Below are 16,379 nucleotides of genomic sequence, written 5' to 3'. Positions count from 1 at the left end.
GGGCGCGTTTCGCGCCTGACGACCTTCTAGGGAGGCGCTTCGCCGTGAGTGAGTTGCGGTTCGTCCGGATGGGCTTCGGGGCCGAGGCCGTCGACTATCAGCGGGCCTGGGACGAGCAGCGCCGGGTGCACGCGGCACGGTTCGCCGACGAGGCGCCCGACACCGTGATCCTCCTGGAGCACCCCCCGGTCTACACGGCCGGCCGGCGCACCGAGGCGAGCGAGCGCCCCCTCGACGGCACCCCCGTCATCGACGTGGACCGCGGCGGCAAGATCACCTGGCACGGCCCCGGCCAGCTGGTCGGTTACCCGATCCAGAAGCTCCCCCGCCCGGTGGACGTGGTCGCCCACGTCCGGCGCCTGGAGGAGGCCCTGATCCGTACGTGCGCGGAGTTCGGTCTGGAGACCACCCGGATCGAGGGCCGCAGCGGGGTGTGGGTGCTGGGCGACCCGGTGGAGCGGCGCCCGGCGCTCGGCGGGCTCTCCCTGGACTTCGACCCCCGGCTCCAGGACGACGAGTTCGACCCCCGCCTCAACGGTCCGGAGTACGCGCCGTCCAACGCCGGCCAGCGCCGCGAGGACCGCAAGATCGCCGCGATCGGCATCCGGGTGGCCAAGGGCGTCACGATGCACGGCTTCGCGCTGAACGTGAACCCCGACAACAAGTGGTTCGACAGGATCATCCCGTGCGGCATCCGCGACGCGGGCGTGGCCTCCCTGGCGAACGAGCTGGGCCGCGACATCACGATCGCCGAGGTCCTCCCCGTCGCGGAACGCCACCTCCGGGACATCCTGGAGAACGCGGACCTCAAACCCCGGGTCGTCGAGAAGACACCGGTCTGAGCACAGACCCCCGCACACACCCACGCCGGGTTTCAAATCAACGGGCGTACCCTTATGAACGCCGAAGAATCAATCGCTAGGGAGCCGGTCGTGTCCGCAGTCGCACCCGACGGACGCAAGATGCTGCGCCTGGAGGTCCGCAACAGCCAGACCCCCATCGAGCGCAAGCCCGAGTGGATCAAGACCCGGGCGAAAATGGGCCCCGAGTACACCAAGATGCAGAACCTCGTGAAGAGCGAGGGGCTGCACACGGTCTGCCAGGAAGCCGGCTGTCCCAACATCTACGAGTGCTGGGAGGACCGCGAGGCGACCTTCCTCATCGGCGGCGACCAGTGCACCCGGCGCTGCGACTTCTGCCAGATCGACACCGGCAAGCCCGAGGCCCTCGACCGTGACGAGCCGCGCCGGGTGGGCGAGTCGGTCGTCACCATGGACCTGAACTACGCCACCATCACCGGCGTCGCCCGCGACGACCTGGAGGACGGCGGCGCCTGGCTGTACGCGGAGACCGTGCGCCAGATCCACGCGCAGACGGCGGACCGCGCGGACGGCCGCACCAAGGTCGAGCTGCTGGCCCCCGACTTCAACGCCGTGCCGGAGCAGCTGGCGGAGGTCTTCTCCTCCCGCCCCGAGGTCTTCGCGCACAACGTCGAGACGGTGCCCCGGATCTTCAAGCGGATCCGTCCCGGCTTCCGCTACGACCGTTCCCTGAAGGTGATCACCGAGGCCCGTGACTACGGCCTGGTCACCAAGTCCAACCTGATCCTCGGCATGGGCGAGACCCGCGAGGAGGTCAGCGAGGCGCTGAAGCAGCTGCACGAGGCCGGCTGCGAACTGATCACCATCACCCAGTACCTGCGGCCCTCCGTGCGCCACCACCCCGTGGAGCGCTGGGTGAAGCCGCACGAGTTCGTGGAGCTGAAGGAGGAGGCCGAGCAGATCGGCTTCTCCGGGGTGATGTCCGGCCCACTGGTCCGCTCCTCGTACCGCGCCGGCCGTCTGTACCGGATGGCCGTCGAGCTGCGTGAATCGGCCGCTCCGCAGCGGGGCGGCGCGTACGTGGCCTCCCAGGCCGTCTGAAGCGGGCCCGGAACGGCCGGACAGGGCACCGGCCGGCGCCTGTGAATTCACGCACAAGGCCCTACCGGCCGGTAATGGCCGAGAGAACGCGGTCCCGACCGTCCTCGCAGATGAGGGCACAGGTCGGGACCGCGTCGGCGTTCCGGGACCCCCCACCGGGGCTTCATGCCTGTTTGACCGGCTGGTCACGCCCTGGTAACACCAGTCAGTGAGCCTGGAATCACCGCACGTACCCTTCTGCCCGCCCGCACCGAGGGAGACCTCCACCATGCAGGCCGCGCCCGTCCGCGCCACCGCCATCCCGTCCTTCACCACCGCACTGCGCGCCGTCGAGTCGCTGCTGATGAGCGGCGGTCAGCGCACCGCCCGCCGCAACGCCTGGACCTCCGTGCTCGAGGACCGCCGTCGCGCCAAGGACCGGGTCGAGACCCAGCGCGTGCTCGACCGGACCGTGTCCCCCCGTCCCTGACACCCCCTCGCCTCCGGCACTGCCGTCGAACGCGCTCCGGGGGGCACGTAGACTTCAGGCATGGCGAGGAAGGAAACCGCAGCGGACGCTGCGAACCCCGGGCGACTGAAGCAGATCGCCCTGACCTACAAGATGACCCGCAGGGCCGACAAGAAGATCGGTCTTGTACTCGCGGCTGTCGGAATCGTCACCTTCGGTGTCTTCCTCGCGATCGGTTTCTTGATCGGGCACCCCATCTATCTCGGCATCCTGGGCTTCCTGCTCGCCTTCCTCGCGACGGCGATCGTGTTCGGGCGCCGGGCCGAGCGGGCGGCCTTCGGGCAGATGGAGGGACAGCCGGGCGCCGCCGCGGCCGTGCTCGACAACATCGGCCGGGGCTGGACGACGACCCCGGCGGTGGCGATGAACCGCAGCCAGGACGTGGTGCACCGCGCGGTCGGCAAGGCCGGCATCGTGCTGATCGCCGAGGGCAACCCGAACCGGGTGAAGAGCCTGCTGGCCGCCGAGAAGAAGAAGATGAACCGCATCGTCGCGGACGTCCCGGTGCACGACCTGATCGTGGGCACGGGCGAGGGCCAGGTCGAGCTGAAGAAGCTGCGCACGACCATGCTCAAGCTGCCGCGCGTGCTCTCCGGCCCGCAGGTCACCGTGACCAACGACCGGCTGCGCGCCCTGGGCGACCTGATGAGCAACATGCCGCTCCCCAAGGGCCCGATGCCCAAGGGCATGAAGCTGCCGAAGGGCGGCGGCGGCCAGCGGGGCCGCTGAGCCTCTCCCACCTCTTCGCGGAGTACGACGACGGGGGCGCCGGAATCACTTCCGGCGCCCCCGTCGTCGTACTCCGACTCCGCGTCAGTGGCCGAGGAGGTCAGATCCGCACCTCGACCGTGCGCGCCAGCCGGTCGTGCAGACCGCGCCCGTCGCGGTCCCAGATGAGGGCGGGAACGGCGAGGCACAGCAGGATCGAGCGCACCAGGGCGCGCAGCGGCTGGACCCGGCCGGTGTCGAGGGCGACGACCCGCAGTCCGAACAGGCGCTTGCCCGGGGTGAACCCGACCGTGCCGACGGTCAGGATGCTCAGCACCAGGAACACCAGCAGCGCCCAGTTGCCGGTCGCCTGTCCGTCGTAGCCGTCGGTGATCAGACCGTATGCGATCAGCATGCACAGACCCCAGTCCACGGCGAGGGCGCCGATCCTGCGGCCGGGGCGCGCGATCGAGCCCGGTCCGTCCTGCGGCAGCCCGAGCTGCTCGCCCCGGTAACCGAAGTCGGCACCGGCGTCCTCCAGGGCCGCGCGCGGGCCGGAGAGCCATGATCCGATTGCTTGCCTGTTGTCCACCCGTCCACGGTACTGCGCCCGGAAATGACCGGGGGACGGCGGGGTGCGTCGGGGCTACCGTGGGAGAGGGCCCGGTTAACTTGTGCGAAACAAATGGGTCACGCACGAGAAATGACCCGTCCCTAGGGTCGAGTGCAGCGTGTGCCACCCGCACTGGCCGCACGAACGATCTACCACCCCGGCGGGACGGTCGGGAGTAGGAGGAGCTGGATGTTCCAGAACGCCGACGACGCCAAGAAGTACCTCGTGGACGAGGACGTCAAGTTCATCGACGTCCGGTTCTGCGACCTCCCGGGCGTGATGCAGCACGTCACGATCCCCGCCGAGGCGTTCGACCCCGACGAGGAGCTGGCGTTCGACGGATCGTCGATCCGCGGGTTCCAGGCCATCCACGAGTCCGACATGTCGCTGCGCGCGGACCTGTCGACCGCCCGGCTCGACCCGTTCCGCCGTGACAAGACGCTGAACGTCAACTTCTTCATCCACGACCCGATCACGGGCGAGGCGTACTCCCGCGACCCGCGCAACGTGGCCAGGAAGGCCGAGGCGTACCTGGCCTCCACGGGGATCGCCGACACCGCGTACTTCGGGCCCGAGGCCGAGTTCTACGTCTTCGACAGCGTGCGCTTCAAGACCTCCGAGAACGAGTCGTTCTACCACATCGACTCGGAGGCGGGCGCCTGGAACACCGGCGCGCTGGAGGACAACCGCGGTTACAAGGTCCGCTACAAGGGCGGCTACTTCCCGGTCCCGCCGGTCGACCACTTCGCCGACCTGCGCGCCGAGATGTCCCTGGAGCTGGCCGCGGCGGGCCTGAAGGTCGAGCGCCAGCACCACGAGGTGGGCACCGCCGGCCAGGCGGAGATCAACTACAGGTTCAACACGCTGCTCGCCGCCGCCGACGACCTGCAGCTCTTCAAGTACATCATCAAGAACGTCGCCTGGCGCAACGGCAAGACCGCGACCTTCATGCCCAAGCCGATCTTCGGTGACAACGGCTCCGGCATGCACGTCCACCAGTCGCTGTGGACGGGCGGCGAGCCGCTCTTCTACGACGAGCAGGGCTACGCCGGCCTGTCGGACACGGCCCGCTACTACATCGGCGGCATCCTCAGGCACGCGCCGTCGCTGCTGGCCTTCACCAACCCGACGGTGAACTCGTACCACCGTCTGGTGCCGGGCTTCGAGGCCCCGGTGAACCTGGTGTACTCGCAGCGCAACCGCTCCGCCGCGATGCGCATCCCGATCACCGGCTCCAACCCGAAGGCCAAGCGCGTGGAGTTCCGCGCGCCCGACGCCTCCGGCAACCCGTACCTGGCCTTCTCCGCCCTGCTCCTCGCGGGCCTGGACGGCATCAAGAACAAGATCGAGCCGGCCGAGCCGATCGACAAGGACCTCTACGAGCTGGCTCCCGAGGAGCACGCCAACGTGGCCCAGGTCCCGACCTCCCTCGGCGCGGTCCTCGACCGCCTCGAGGCCGACCACGAGTTCCTCCTCCAGGGCGACGTGTTCACGCCGGACCTGATCGAGACGTGGATCGACTTCAAGCGCCAGAACGAGATCGCCCCGCTCCAGCTCCGCCCGCACCCGCACGAGTTCGAGCTGTACTTCGACGTGTGATCCCCGCACCGGGGAGCGCGCCCGCTGCCCCGGTCCGTCGGCCGGTCCTCCTCCGGGAGGGCCGGCCGACGGCCTTCCCGGGGTCCTCAGTCGAGGCAGAACTCGTTGCCCTCGATGTCCCGCATCACGATGCACGACTCGTAGTCGGCATCGGCGACCATCACCCGCTCGCACTCCGCGCCGAGCGCGACCAGCCGCTCGCACTCGGCCTTGAGCGCGGCGAGCCGCTCCTCCCCCACGAGCCCGGTACCGGCCCGTACGTCGAGATGCACCCGGTTCTTGACGGTCTTGCCCTCGGGAACACGCTGGAAGTACAGCCGCGGCCCCACTCCCGAGGGATCCACGCAGGCGAACCCCTCCCCCTGGTGCTGGGGCGACAACGACCGGTCGTACTCCTCCCACGTGGCGAACCCCTCGGGCGGCGGCGGCACCACATACCCCAGCACCTCGCACCAGAACCGGGCGAGCCGCTCGGGTTCCGCGCAGTCGAAGGTGACCTGGAACTTCTTGATCGATGACATCGGCGCACCGTAGCAGCGTTGCGGGGGGACGGGCGACGGGGTTCCGACGTGTTCCGGCTGTCCGGAAAGCTTCCCTCTGCGGGCCCGGGGAGGGATCCTGGATCTGACACTGTTGTTCGAGAGAGGTCACGGGGATGTCCGAAAGGGACGACGAGGAGCGGGAGTTCACCATCAAGTGGGCGGACGGTGCGGAGCACAAGGAGCCGTCGGCCCGCGCCCGGATGCTCGCCGCGCGCTGGAAGGAGAACCCGCCCGGACCGGTCCCCTTCCGCGGTGAGCCGGACCACCGGGGCTCCTCCGGCCGCTCGTCCTGGGTCTCGACGGCGGTGGTACTCGGCTGCGTCGCCGCAGTGATCGTCCTGCTCGGCTACATCAACTTCCGGTCGTACTGAATCCCGCACCGGACCGACACCGGGCGCCCCTGGGGTGGGGCGCCCGGTGTCGGTTCCGGGGCTCAGCGGTTGTAGCGCATGAAGGCGCGGACCATGTGGCAGGTGGTGTCCGACGGGGGGTGGACGCCGATGAGGGCCGCCGTGGAGCGGATCTTCTCGTTGCGGGCCTGGCTCGGCAGGTAGACGCCGGAGTCGAGCAGGGCGATGGCGAGGCGCATCGCCTTGAGCCGGCGGTTGTGCGTGACGTACCACTCGCGCGGGCGGCCCGCGGGCAGCGGGCGCTTCTCCACCGGGGCGCAGGGCAGCTCCAGCAGTACGGGACGCTTCGCGGTGGACTGGGTGGGCAGGGGCTTCGGCTTCAGTGCGGCAGCGGGCACGGCATCCTCCTGTCGCGGTCGGGACGGTCGGCCGGGGTCCACGACGACCCCGGCGACTCTCTCGAACACTGCTTCCATTCTACCGGCCGGCACTGACATTCAGCAGACCCGAAGCGGTCGGCAAATGCGCTGGTGGGTATGGGTTTTGTTGTGGTGTCAGAGGGGTTCCGCACGGCATGCGCGAGGCGGTCTGGAATTCGAACAACCGGGGGGACGGCGTACGGTGTCGGGTATGGAGATCTGGATCAATCCCGCCTGTTCCAAGTGCCGCAGCGCCATCAGCCTGCTCGACGCCGAGGGGGCCGAGTACACCGTGCGGCGGTATCTGGAGGAGGTGCCCGGCGAAGAGGAGATCCGGGAGGTGCTGGAGCGGCTCGGGCTGGAGCCGTGGGACATCACGCGGACCCAGGAGGCCGAGGCCGGGGAGCTGGGGATCGGGGAGTGGGCGCGGGACGCCGGTGCGCGGGAGCGGTGGATCGCGGCGCTCGCCGCACACCCCCGGCTGATCCAGCGTCCGATCATCACGGCGGACGACGGCACGGCGGTCGTGGCCCGCACGGAGGAGGCCGTACGGGACGCCCTCTCCCGCTGAACGCCCCTGTGACGCAAGCCACTTCGGTGACTTGACCCGACCGCTGAGTAACTCCGTTCGGTATCTCGTACATAGCGGCGTACGCTCCCCTACCTCTTCAGGAGGCGCGCATGTCGCGCAGGAGAAGTCTCGGTCCGAAGAAGAAGCTCGCGCTGCTGCTGAGCGCCGCCACGGTGGCGGGAGGCGGAGCCGTCGTCATGGCGACCACGTCGAACGCCACCCCGCCGGCGGCCACCACCAAGTCGGCGGCGGACTCGACGGTCTGCCAGGGCCTGGCCACCGCGCTCGGCAACAACGAGAGGTTCATCGAGGGCCAGCGGGCCAAGCCCGACGCGCAGTCCGAGGCGCGGATCGCCAACCGCGAGGCGGTCATCGCACAGATCCGGGTCCAGCAGGAGGCGTCCGGGTGCACGGTGGGGGAGTCGGCTCAGGGCTCCCAGTCCGCGCAGCCGGAGCAGCCGGCCCAGCCCGCGCCCTCGCAGCCGGCCGCCGGCGACCAGGGCGGGAACGCCGGGCAGGCCTCCGGCGAGCAGGTGTGCAACGGGTCGACCGTCACCCTCTCCGGTGAGGACGGCGCCCCGGCTGCGTCCAGCAACCAGTTCCCGGCCGGCACGAAGCTGAAGGTCACCAACCTGGACAACAACAAGTCCACGACGGTGGAGGTCACCGGGGTGTCCGGCAGCTGTGTGCTGCTCAACAACGCCGCCTACGAACAGGTCCGCGAGGCCGGCAAGTTCGTGATCCGCCGCGCGGTGATCGAGAAGGTGGGGTGAGGCCCGGATTCCCCTCGGCGGGGCCCGCTGCTCACGGTCGGGAGCAGCGGGCCCCTTCGCGTCCCCTCGCCTGCACCGTGCCCCTCCCCCGCTCCCCCTCACAGGGCGGCGAGGGGCACGGTCATGTCAGGTAACACGGGGTTCACATACGGGCAATGGCCGGGAAATCGCCTGTTGACAGGCTGCGTGACATCGACGGCGGCGCTCCGGTGCCGCAGCGCCGCAGCACCCGCGCAAGCGCCAGACCCACCCCCGAAGGATGTGGACCGTGAGCTTCAAGGCCGAGTACATCTGGATCGACGGCACCGAGCCGACCGCCAAGCTGCGTTCCAAGACGAAGATCCTGAGCGACGACGCCAAGGGCGCGGACCTGCCGATCTGGGGCTTCGACGGGTCCTCCACCAACCAGGCCAAGGGGCACGCCTCCGACTGCGTGCTCAGCCCGGTCTTCGTCTGCCCGGACCCCATCCGCGGCGGTGACGACGTCCTGGTGCTGTGCGAGGTCCTGAACACGGACCTGACGCCGCACGAGTCCAACACCCGGGCCGCGCTGGCCGAGGTCGCGGAGAAGTTCGCCGCCCAGGAGCCGGTCTTCGGCATCGAGCAGGAGTACACCTTCTTCAAGGGCGCCCGCCCGCTGGGCTTCCCCGAGGGCGGTTTCCCGGCCGCGCAGGGCGGCTACTACTGCGGTGTCGGCTCGGACGAGATCTTCGGCCGGGACGTCGTCGAGGCGCACCTGGACAACTGCCTGAAGGCCGGTCTCGGCATCTCCGGCATCAACGCCGAGGTCATGCCCGGCCAGTGGGAGTTCCAGGTCGGCCCGCTGGCCCCGCTGGAGGTCTCCGACCAGCTGTGGGTGGCCCGCTGGCTGCTCTACCGCACCGCCGAGGACTTCGAGGTCTCCGCCACCCTGGACCCCAAGCCGGTCAAGGGCGACTGGAACGGCGCGGGCGCGCACACCAACTTCTCCACCAAGGCCATGCGCGAGGGCTACGACGCGATCATCACCGCGTGCGAGTCGCTCGGTGACGGCTCCAAGCCGATGGACCACGTGAAGAACTACGGCGCCGGCATCGACGACCGTCTCACCGGCCTGCACGAGACCGCCCCGTGGAACGAGTACTCCTACGGCGTCTCCGACCGCGGCGCCTCCGTCCGTATCCCGTGGCAGGTCGAGAAGGACGGCAGGGGCTACATCGAGGACCGCCGTCCCAACGCCAACGTCGACCCGTACGTGGTGACCCGCCTGCTGGTCGACACGTGCTGCACCGCGCTGGAGAAGGCCGGCCGGATCTGATCCGTACCGCCGGCCTCCCGAGGGGCGTCCGCCGATTCCGGTGGGCGCCCCTCGTGGCGTCTGCTTCAATGGGGGCATGGCCGGCCACGGGAAGAGCGACGCGAGGGGTCAGTGCGACCTCGAGCCGTTCTGGCCTTCCCGTCAGCACCACGACTTCGACCGGGTGTGTTGTCGCTCGACGAACGCGACGGCCCCGTAACGCCCGGACGTCTTCCCGGCCTTCGGCCGCCGCGCACCGCGTACGTCCTCGACGAACCCTTCGCGCGAAAGAGCTGACCTCTCATGGCGACCACCCGTCCCCTGTCCTCCGTTCCTTCCTCCTCCAGCACAACCGCCCCGCCCCGGCTGCGTGCCGTCGACCGGAACGAGGTGGTGACGGTCGCGGATCTGCTGCCGCCCGGCGCCACCTGGCTGCCCGCACCGCCGAGCGCCGTGCCCGTGCTGCCCGGGCAGCCCCCGATGGTCGGCTACCTGGTCCTGGTCCCCGCCGACCGGCAGCCGCCGTTCCCGCCGCACGTGCCCGGACCGGCCGGTCAGCCGGCCGGCGACCCCCTGATCCGGGTCGACACCGTGCAGCGCACCGCCGAGGTGGACGGACGTCACCTCGACCTGACGTACCTGGAGTTCGAGCTGCTCGCCCATCTGGTGGCGCACCCGGGCCACGTGCACACCCGGGACCGGCTGGTCAGCACGGTGTGGGGCTACGGGCACGTCGGCGACGGCCGTACCGTCGACGTCCACATCGCCCGGCTGCGCCGCAAGCTGGGTCCCGGGCACCGGGACACGATCCGCACGGTCCGCCGGGTCGGCTACAAGTACGTTCCGCCGGCCGGGCGCTGAGCTGCACGGCCCCGTCTGCCGTCAGCAGATTCCCGTTCCCTCACGCCGCCCGGACGGGCAGAGTCGCCCGTATGAGACTTCTGTTGCTGGGTGGTACGGAGTTCGCGGGCCGGGCCGTCGCCGAGGCGGCCGTGGGGCGGGGCTGGGAGGTGACCGTCTTCCACCGGGGTCGGCACGAGGCGCCCCCGGGGGTGCGGACGCTGCTGGGCGACCGCACCGCGCCCGACGGCCTGGCCGCGCTCGACGAGGACCCCGGGGAGTGGGACGTCGTCGTCGACACCTGGTCGGGCGCGCCGCGCGCGGTGCGGGACGCGGCGCGGCTGCTGCGGGGCCGCGCCGGACGGTACGTGTACGTGTCGAGCTGCTCGGTGTACGCGTGGGCGCCGCCCGCCGGGTACACCGAGCAGGCTCCGGTGGTGGAGGGCGCCTCCGCCGACGCGGACCTCACGGACTACGCGCGGGACAAGCGGGGCGGGGAGCTGGCCGCCGTGGACGCCTTCGGCGCGGACCGGTCGCTGCTGGTACGGGCCGGGCTGATCCTCGGGCCGTACGAGAACGTGGGACGGCTGCCCTGGTGGCTGAACCGGATGGCGCGCGGCGGCCCGGTCCTCGCGCCGGGCCCGCGCGAGCTGCCCCTGCAGTACGTCGACGTCCGGGACCTCGCGGAGTGGGTCCTCGGCGCGGCCGAGCAGCGGCTGAGCGGGCCGTACAACCTGATCTCCCCGCAGGGGCACGCGACGACGGGTGAGCTGCTGGAGGCCTGTGCGCGGGTGACCGGCGGCCCGGCCGAACTGCGGTGGGCCGCGCCGGAGGTGATCCTCGACGCGGGCATCGAGCCGTGGACCCAGTTGCCGGTGTGGGTGCCGCCGGGCAGTGATCTGCACGGCGCGCTGCACTCGGCGGACGTCTCCCGGGCGGTCGCGACGGGACTGCGCTGCCGGCCGGTCGGCGAGACCGTGGCCGACACCTGGCGCTGGCTGACGGAGCTCGGCGGCACCGCGCCCCAGCGGCCGGACCGGACCTCCAAGGGGCTCGATCCGGAGGTGGAGACGAAGGTGCTCGCGAACCTTCCGGGGGTGTAGCCGGTGACACCGGACGCGTCGCTTCACCCCGGGTGCGTGATCCGCAACTCCCGGTGCTCCAGAGCCCGTTGAAACCCATGTGGCCGTACTGACTTTCCATCGATCCGCGGGACGGGTGAACACCCGTGGGGCGGCTTGCGTACTCAAGGGAGCCGCTTCACTCCTGTCGGGCCGCTCGATGCCCCGCAATGGGATGCCCCCGTAAGGAAGGTCAAGAGGAGTTCCATGGGACGCAACACAAGAAAACGCCGTATGCCGCTGGCGACCAAGGTGACAGCCGGGGCGGCGGCCCTGGCGCTCGGCGGGGGCGGGCTGGTCTGGGCCAACTTCTACGCCTCGGCTCACGAGGACGGAGGTCACCACAACCGGACCAAGTCGCGGAACGCGCAGGTCGCGACGATCAACTGTCCGGACGTCGGCCAGAAACTGACGAGGGTGCCGCGCGGCGCCCGCAAGGGTGTCGCGAAGGAACTGGCGGCGCTCGACCGGCAGATCACGGACGCCTACACGCGCCTCGCGGAGACCCGCCGGGCCCAGGCGGGCGACGCGAACTACGTCGACAACGCCATTCTCGGCCCGCTGAAGTCCAAGCGGGCGGCCACCCTGGACCGCATCGGCATCAACATCGACCGGGCGGGCGGCAAGGCGCCGCGCAACTTCGGCCGGTACGCCCAGTGCCAGGGCGTGCCCGTCGACCAGGGCAACGGCAACGGGGGCGGCCAGGACCAGGGCGGCGGCGGTCAGGACAACGGCGGCGGCCAGAACAACGGTGGCGGTCAGGACAACGGCGGCGAGCAGGGCAACGGCGGACAGGCGCAGAACGGTCCCGTCGCGGACGACTTCATCAGGATCGAGGACGTCCAGCCGAACTCCCGCAACCTGCCCAACGGTCTGGCCGCGAACGGCGACGGCGGTTCGACGGGCACCTTCACCACCGACTGCGGCACCAACGAGAACGAGCTGCGCAACTCGGACAACGTGATCGCCGCGCCCGGCGTCAGCAACGGTGCGCAGCACCAGCACGACTACGTCGGCAACCAGGCCAACACCGCCTTCGCGAGCGACGAGGACCTGGCCAACGGCGACACGACCTGCCAGAACCAGGGTGACCGGTCGACGTACTTCTGGCCGGTCCTGCGGATCCAGGACGGTACGCAGGACATCGACCAGAACCAGCCGGGCGGCGGCCAGGACGGCAACGTCGGCAAGATCGTCGCGCCGACCGAGGCGGAGCTGAAGTTCGTCGGCAACCGGACGAGCGACGTCGTCGCGATGCCGCGGGCGCTGCGCATCATCACCGGTGACGCCAAGTCCTTCACCAACGGGCTGAACAACGCCAACACGGGTTGGAGCTGCACCGGCTTCGAGGACCGGCAGGTGATCGACAAGTACCCGATCTGCCCCGAGGGCAGCAGCGTGGTGCGCACCAGCAACTTCCAGAGCTGCTGGGACGGCCAGAACACCGACAGTGCCAACCACCGCACGCACATGGACTTCGTCGAGCCGGACGGCTCCTGCTCGAACGGCTTCCAGGCCATCCCCCAGCTCCAGGTCCGCCTGGTGTACGACAACATCCCGGCTCCGCGGATCGAGAACGGGCAAGTGGTGAACCCGTTCGCGCTGGACTCCTTCCCGGAGCAGCTGCACAAGCCGATCACCGACCACAACGACTTCATCAACTTCTTCGACGAGGACCTGATGAACGAGATGGTCGACTGCATCAACAACGGCCAGGACTGCCAGTAGTCCGGTAGCCCGGTGGCCGAAGGAGGGGCCGGCGGTGGGATCTCCCACCGCCGGCCCCTTCGTTCCGCCCGGAGGCTCCGGGTCAGCCGTGGTGGCCGCCCTGGTTGTGGCTGCCGCCGGGGTTCATGTGCTCGGAGCCCTCCTCCATGGTCCCGCCGAGCATGCTCCGCAGCGCGGTCACGGTCTTCTCCTCGCCGACCGCCACCCACTTGCGGCCCACCAGGTAGTAACCGCCGTAGTCCTTCGCCGTGTTGAGCCACTCGGCCTGGCCGCGGTCGGTGGCGAAGGTGGCGAGGACGTACTTGTCGCCGCCCTTCCCGCACAGCGCCTGGCGGATGGTGTCGGCGTCGGTCTGCATGTTCGGCTCGCACTTCGCCTCGGCGGCCAGGTGCTCCAGGCTGCCGGTCGCGGTGGGCGGCACCTCGTCCTCGCCCCCGCCGCCGGATCCGCAGCCCGCCAGCGCGAGAACCGCCACCGCGCCGGTCAGCGCGAGCATCGGTCGGGTCACCCTCATGTGTTCCTCCGGTCCTTGACGGCGGCATCGTGGCGGCGACACGCCGCACGGAGCCCCGGCGCGGGGCCCTCGGCCTTCGATACGGACGCCACGCCCGCAGCGCTCAATCCGTGCCGGAGCCAGGTGACCATCCACCCATTCGCTCGTTCTGCTGAACGTGCAGTCACAGGATGCCGCCGCCCAGCCCGCCGCACCGCCGTCCCCGGCCGGTCCGGCCGGTCCGGCCGTCGCCGTCGAGCAGGCCGAGGCCGCGCTCGTCGAGCACTATCCGCGGCTCGTCCGGCTCGCCTACCTGGTGCTGCCCTCCGGTACGGGCCGGCGCGGGCGGGTGCTCACCGCGCACGCCCTGGTCCAGCGGGCGCTGCCCCGCGGCCGCACACCGGCGCCGCTGATCCCGTCCCGGCCGGCCGGCCGGGACGGCGACCCCGGGTACGCGCTGGTCCGGCTCCAGGTGGTGCGTACGGCGCTGAAGCGCGGGGCTCGGAAGGGCCGGCGGGCGCGGCTGCCGCCGCTGCTGCCGCAGGTGTGGGGGCTGAGGCTGTTCCCGCGTCCGGGCGGCGCCGACGAACTCGCCCTGGACCAGCGGCTGTCCGCTGTCTCCGGCCCGGCCCGCGCCGCCCACGCGCTGCGCGGTCTGGAGCGGCTCCCGGACGGCGAGGTGCGCGAGGTGCTCGTCGCCGCGGGCGTCACCGACGTGGAGGGCGCGCTGGTGGAGGCCGACGGGATTCCCGACCCGTACCGGCTGCTCGGCTCCCCCGAGTTCGACCCCTGCGCGCTGCAGGCCCGCCCGCCGGATCTGCTGCGCCGCCGCCGGCATCTGCAGGCCGCGCTGGTCGGCGGGGCCGCGCTGGCGGTGTGCGGGACGCTGCTGGGGCTGCCGGGCGACGGCTGGGGCGCGGACGGCCCCGCCGCTCCCCCGTACGCGGGGAACCCTGCGGTACGGGCCGCGCTGGACCCGGGGAGGCTGACCCGGGTCTCCCCCGCCGCGTGGCGGACGTCCGCGCGCACCGACTTCTCCGTGTGGCCGGCGCGCGGCGACCGCACCGGCGACCGGGCGCTGCTGCGCCGCGCGCTGGCCGTCTGGGCGCGGCCGGGGAAGGGGGTGCGGGTGTCGGCGACCCCGGGCACCCCCTCCGGCGGCCCCGCGGGACCGCCCCAGCTGCTCTACGCGGGGACCGTCGACACCGCCCGGGTGGTGATCCTCCACGACGGTCTGCGCGTCGTCCGGTACGCCGAGCCGGAGGACGGCACCGAGGGCGCGGCGCTGGACCTGGCCCGCGCCGACGGGGCCGGGAGGGCGGGGTCGGGGGCGGTGGTGCTGAGCCGGACCGACGGCAACGTCCGCTATCTGACCGCACCGTGGGTGCGCGAGGCCGCCGGGCGGGACCTGCGCGAGCCGGGTGCCGGCGCGACGGACCTGCCGCTCGTCGACGGGGTGACGCCACCCCTGCCGAGCCCCGCCTCGCGGGAGGGACCCTGCACGTCCTGGAACGTGCTGCGGCTGACCGACGGCACGGGCACCCGGCTGCTGACCGACCTGGGCGAGCTGGTCCCGGCCCGGCTGACCGCGGGCAGGCCCGGATCACCGAAGGACGTCTCCGGCGCGAAGGCGCTGCGCACCTGGGCACCGTACGCCTGCTCCCTGACCGCGGTGCGCTCGGCGGGGGTGCGGAGCGTGAACGCCTGGGCGTTCGCCGAGCAGCCGCTGCCGGGGGCGGCCGGTTCGGCGCAGTGGGTGTGCACCCGGGCGGAGACGTGGCGGGGCGGCGGGGCGAGGGTGCTGGCGCAGTTCCACACGCCGGGCGCGCGGTTCGGGGCGGTGGCGGCGAAGGCCCAGGACGTGCCGGAGTGCGGCGAGCGGGAGCCGCGGGTGCTCGCCGGGGTGCTGTGGAAGTCGGCGGAGGGCCGCTGGTACCTGCTGGCGGCCGGCGGCGCCGGCACCGCGTCGGTCCGGGCGACGGGCGGGATCGAGGGCTCGGCGCGGGGCAACCTGCTGACCGTGCGCGCCGAGAAGGGCGCCAAGGCGGACCTCCGGGGGAGACTGGAGGACGGGCGGTCGGTCAGCGGCCTGCGATGACGGCATGAACCCCGCTGACCGGTCCGGACCGTTCGAGGCCGGAATCGATCGGTAAGGTGTTCGCATGACTACCGGGGTACGTCGCAGAATGGGAGTCGAGGAGCGGCGGCAGCAGTTGATCGGCGTGGCCCTCGAACTGTTCAGCCGACGCTCGCCCGACGAGGTCTCCATCGACGAGATAGCGTCCCGCGCGGGCATCTCGCGCCCGCTGGTCTACCACTACTTCCCCGGCAAACTCAGCCTGTACGAGGCGGCGTTGAGGCGTGCCTCGGAGGACCTGGCGTCCCGGTTCGTGGAGCCGCACGAGGGTCCGCTGGGTTCGCGGCTGCGGCGGGTGATGGCCCGGTTCTTCGACTTCGTCGACCGTCACGGCCCCGGATTCGCCGCCCTGATGCGCGGCGGCCCGGCGGTCGGCTCCTCGGCCACCAACGCGCTGATCGACTCCGTACGGCAGGCCGCGTACGAGCAGATGCTGTCGCACATGGGCGTGGAGGGCCCGGCCCCGGCCCGGCTGGAACTGGTCGTACGGTCCTGGATCTCGCTCGTCGAGTCGACGGCGCTGATCTGGCTGGACGGGCGGCGGGTGCCGCGCGAGGAGCTGGAGGCGCAGCTGGTGCAGGACTTCGCCGCGCTCGCCGCCGTCGCCGCCGCCCGCGACGAGGAGCTGGCCACCCTGCTGCGCGGCCTGCTCAGGAACGAGCCGGGCGACGGCCCCTTCACCGACCTGGCCACCCGGCTGATCTCCCTGGCCGCTTCGTGAGCACCACGACGACGTGGGCCGGGGAAGCCCCCGACGCCGTCGTCTGCTGCGGACCGGT

At 71.4% G+C, this 16,379-nt stretch carries 18 protein-coding genes; 14 read left to right on the top strand and 4 right to left on the bottom strand.

Translation table 11 applies throughout. The annotated features are described in order from the left end of the window. The first annotated feature begins 44 nt into the window (after positions 1 to 44). The 4 genes from lipB (at position 45) to ACZ434_RS04065 (ending at position 3,159) form a co-directional block, all read left to right on the top strand. Entirely contained in the window at positions 45 to 842 is a 798-nt protein-coding gene (lipB, locus tag ACZ434_RS04080) for a lipoyl(octanoyl) transferase LipB (protein ID WP_468451517.1), read from the top strand. Positions 843 to 932: 90 nt separating this feature from the next. Continuing rightward, entirely contained in the window at positions 933 to 1,922 is a 990-nt protein-coding gene (gene lipA, locus ACZ434_RS04075; protein ID WP_468451515.1) for a lipoyl synthase, read from the top strand. Positions 1,923 to 2,190: 268 nt separating this feature from the next. Continuing rightward, positions 2,191 to 2,391 carry an SCO2195 family GlnR-regulated protein gene (locus tag ACZ434_RS04070; RefSeq protein ID WP_468451513.1) on the top strand — a complete coding sequence of 67 codons (201 nt, stop codon included), beginning with the start codon at positions 2,191 to 2,193 and terminating at the stop codon, positions 2,389 to 2,391. A 60-nt stretch (positions 2,392 to 2,451) separates the two neighbouring features. Then, entirely contained in the window at positions 2,452 to 3,159 is a 708-nt protein-coding gene (locus ACZ434_RS04065; protein WP_468451511.1) for a DUF4191 domain-containing protein, read from the top strand. A 100-nt stretch (positions 3,160 to 3,259) separates the two neighbouring features. On the opposite strand, the gene ACZ434_RS04060 is transcribed toward ACZ434_RS04065, so the two are convergent. Continuing rightward, entirely contained in the window at positions 3,260 to 3,730 is a 471-nt protein-coding gene (locus tag ACZ434_RS04060; RefSeq protein ID WP_468451509.1) for an RDD family protein, read from the bottom strand. 210 nt (positions 3,731 to 3,940) lie between these two features. Here ACZ434_RS04060 and glnA point away from each other — a divergent pair, with 210 nt between their 5' ends. Further along, entirely contained in the window at positions 3,941 to 5,350 is a 1,410-nt protein-coding gene (gene glnA, locus ACZ434_RS04055) for a type I glutamate--ammonia ligase (RefSeq protein WP_468451507.1), read from the top strand. Positions 5,351 to 5,436: 86 nt separating this feature from the next. Here glnA and ACZ434_RS04050 read toward each other — a convergent pair whose 3' ends face one another. Continuing rightward, positions 5,437 to 5,871, bottom strand: a complete 435-nt coding sequence (locus ACZ434_RS04050; RefSeq protein ID WP_468451505.1) for a VOC family protein — start codon at positions 5,869 to 5,871, stop codon at positions 5,437 to 5,439. A gap of 134 nt (positions 5,872 to 6,005) precedes the next feature. Between ACZ434_RS04050 and ACZ434_RS04045 the strand changes: the two genes are divergently transcribed. Then, positions 6,006 to 6,263, top strand: a complete 258-nt coding sequence (locus ACZ434_RS04045; RefSeq protein ID WP_468451503.1) for an SCO2583/SCO2584 N-terminal domain-containing protein — start codon at positions 6,006 to 6,008, stop codon at positions 6,261 to 6,263. Positions 6,264 to 6,325: 62 nt separating this feature from the next. Here the strand turns inward: ACZ434_RS04045 and ACZ434_RS04040 are convergent, their stop codons facing one another. Continuing rightward, positions 6,326 to 6,640: a hypothetical protein gene (locus tag ACZ434_RS04040; protein ID WP_468451501.1), complete on the bottom strand. Its 315-nt coding sequence runs from the start codon at positions 6,638 to 6,640 to the stop codon at positions 6,326 to 6,328. Positions 6,641 to 6,872: 232 nt separating this feature from the next. Here ACZ434_RS04040 and ACZ434_RS04035 point away from each other — a divergent pair, with 232 nt between their 5' ends. The 6 genes from ACZ434_RS04035 (at position 6,873) to ACZ434_RS04010 (ending at position 12,970) form a co-directional block, all read left to right on the top strand. Next, positions 6,873 to 7,232 carry an ArsC/Spx/MgsR family protein gene (locus tag ACZ434_RS04035; RefSeq protein WP_468451499.1) on the top strand — a complete coding sequence of 120 codons (360 nt, stop codon included), beginning with the start codon at positions 6,873 to 6,875 and terminating at the stop codon, positions 7,230 to 7,232. A 110-nt stretch (positions 7,233 to 7,342) separates the two neighbouring features. Continuing rightward, positions 7,343 to 8,005 (top strand): RlpA-like double-psi beta-barrel domain-containing protein, encoded by a 663-nt coding sequence (locus ACZ434_RS04030; protein WP_468451497.1) that lies wholly within the window; start codon positions 7,343 to 7,345, stop codon positions 8,003 to 8,005. A 268-nt stretch (positions 8,006 to 8,273) separates the two neighbouring features. Then, complete coding sequence (glnII, locus tag ACZ434_RS04025) at positions 8,274 to 9,302, top strand: glutamine synthetase (protein ID WP_468451495.1); 1,029 nt, start codon at positions 8,274 to 8,276, stop codon at positions 9,300 to 9,302. A 282-nt stretch (positions 9,303 to 9,584) separates the two neighbouring features. Beyond that, positions 9,585 to 10,142: a winged helix-turn-helix domain-containing protein gene (locus ACZ434_RS04020; RefSeq protein ID WP_468451493.1), complete on the top strand. Its 558-nt coding sequence runs from the start codon at positions 9,585 to 9,587 to the stop codon at positions 10,140 to 10,142. A 71-nt stretch (positions 10,143 to 10,213) separates the two neighbouring features. Next, positions 10,214 to 11,224, top strand: a complete 1,011-nt coding sequence (locus ACZ434_RS04015) for an SDR family oxidoreductase (protein WP_468451491.1) — start codon at positions 10,214 to 10,216, stop codon at positions 11,222 to 11,224. Between the two features lie 225 nt (positions 11,225 to 11,449). After that, positions 11,450 to 12,970 carry a DUF1996 domain-containing protein gene (locus ACZ434_RS04010; RefSeq protein WP_468451489.1) on the top strand — a complete coding sequence of 507 codons (1,521 nt, stop codon included), beginning with the start codon at positions 11,450 to 11,452 and terminating at the stop codon, positions 12,968 to 12,970. Positions 12,971 to 13,052: 82 nt separating this feature from the next. Here the strand turns inward: ACZ434_RS04010 and ACZ434_RS04005 are convergent, their stop codons facing one another. Continuing rightward, positions 13,053 to 13,484 (bottom strand): hypothetical protein, encoded by a 432-nt coding sequence (locus ACZ434_RS04005; RefSeq protein WP_468451487.1) that lies wholly within the window; start codon positions 13,482 to 13,484, stop codon positions 13,053 to 13,055. Between the two features lie 157 nt (positions 13,485 to 13,641). Between ACZ434_RS04005 and ACZ434_RS04000 the strand changes: the two genes are divergently transcribed. Next, a complete protein-coding gene (locus ACZ434_RS04000) occupies positions 13,642 to 15,561 on the top strand; it encodes a hypothetical protein (protein ID WP_468451485.1) in 1,920 nt (639 codons plus the stop codon). Positions 15,562 to 15,625: 64 nt separating this feature from the next. Continuing rightward, entirely contained in the window at positions 15,626 to 16,321 is a 696-nt protein-coding gene (locus ACZ434_RS03995) for a TetR/AcrR family transcriptional regulator (protein ID WP_468451483.1), read from the top strand. Positions 16,322 to 16,379 lie beyond the last annotated feature (58 nt).

Source organism: Streptomyces sp. NPDC030893 (assembly GCF_055571535.1).
Note: the sequence above shows the minus strand (reverse complement) of the source record. Positions and strands in the feature narration are given on the sequence as shown.

Excerpts from the sequence above, each read along its gene's own strand:
- ACZ434_RS04070 (WP_468451513.1), top strand. The coding sequence starts at position 2,191 with ATGCAGGCCGCGCCCGTCCGCGCCACCGCCATCCCGTCCTTCACCACC.
- ACZ434_RS04065 (WP_468451511.1), top strand. The coding sequence starts at position 2,452 with ATGGCGAGGAAGGAAACCGCAGCGGACGCTGCGAACCCCGGGCGACTG.
- glnA (WP_468451507.1), top strand. The coding sequence starts at position 3,941 with ATGTTCCAGAACGCCGACGACGCCAAGAAGTACCTCGTGGACGAGGAC.
- ACZ434_RS04050 (WP_468451505.1), bottom strand. The coding sequence starts at position 5,871 with ATGTCATCGATCAAGAAGTTCCAGGTCACCTTCGACTGCGCGGAACCC.
- ACZ434_RS04045 (WP_468451503.1), top strand. The coding sequence starts at position 6,006 with ATGTCCGAAAGGGACGACGAGGAGCGGGAGTTCACCATCAAGTGGGCG.
- ACZ434_RS04035 (WP_468451499.1), top strand. The coding sequence starts at position 6,873 with ATGGAGATCTGGATCAATCCCGCCTGTTCCAAGTGCCGCAGCGCCATC.
- ACZ434_RS04030 (WP_468451497.1), top strand. The coding sequence starts at position 7,343 with ATGTCGCGCAGGAGAAGTCTCGGTCCGAAGAAGAAGCTCGCGCTGCTG.
- ACZ434_RS04020 (WP_468451493.1), top strand. The coding sequence starts at position 9,585 with ATGGCGACCACCCGTCCCCTGTCCTCCGTTCCTTCCTCCTCCAGCACA.
- ACZ434_RS04015 (WP_468451491.1), top strand. The coding sequence starts at position 10,214 with ATGAGACTTCTGTTGCTGGGTGGTACGGAGTTCGCGGGCCGGGCCGTC.
- ACZ434_RS04010 (WP_468451489.1), top strand. The coding sequence starts at position 11,450 with ATGGGACGCAACACAAGAAAACGCCGTATGCCGCTGGCGACCAAGGTG.
- ACZ434_RS04005 (WP_468451487.1), bottom strand. The coding sequence starts at position 13,484 with ATGAGGGTGACCCGACCGATGCTCGCGCTGACCGGCGCGGTGGCGGTT.
- ACZ434_RS03995 (WP_468451483.1), top strand. The coding sequence starts at position 15,626 with ATGACTACCGGGGTACGTCGCAGAATGGGAGTCGAGGAGCGGCGGCAG.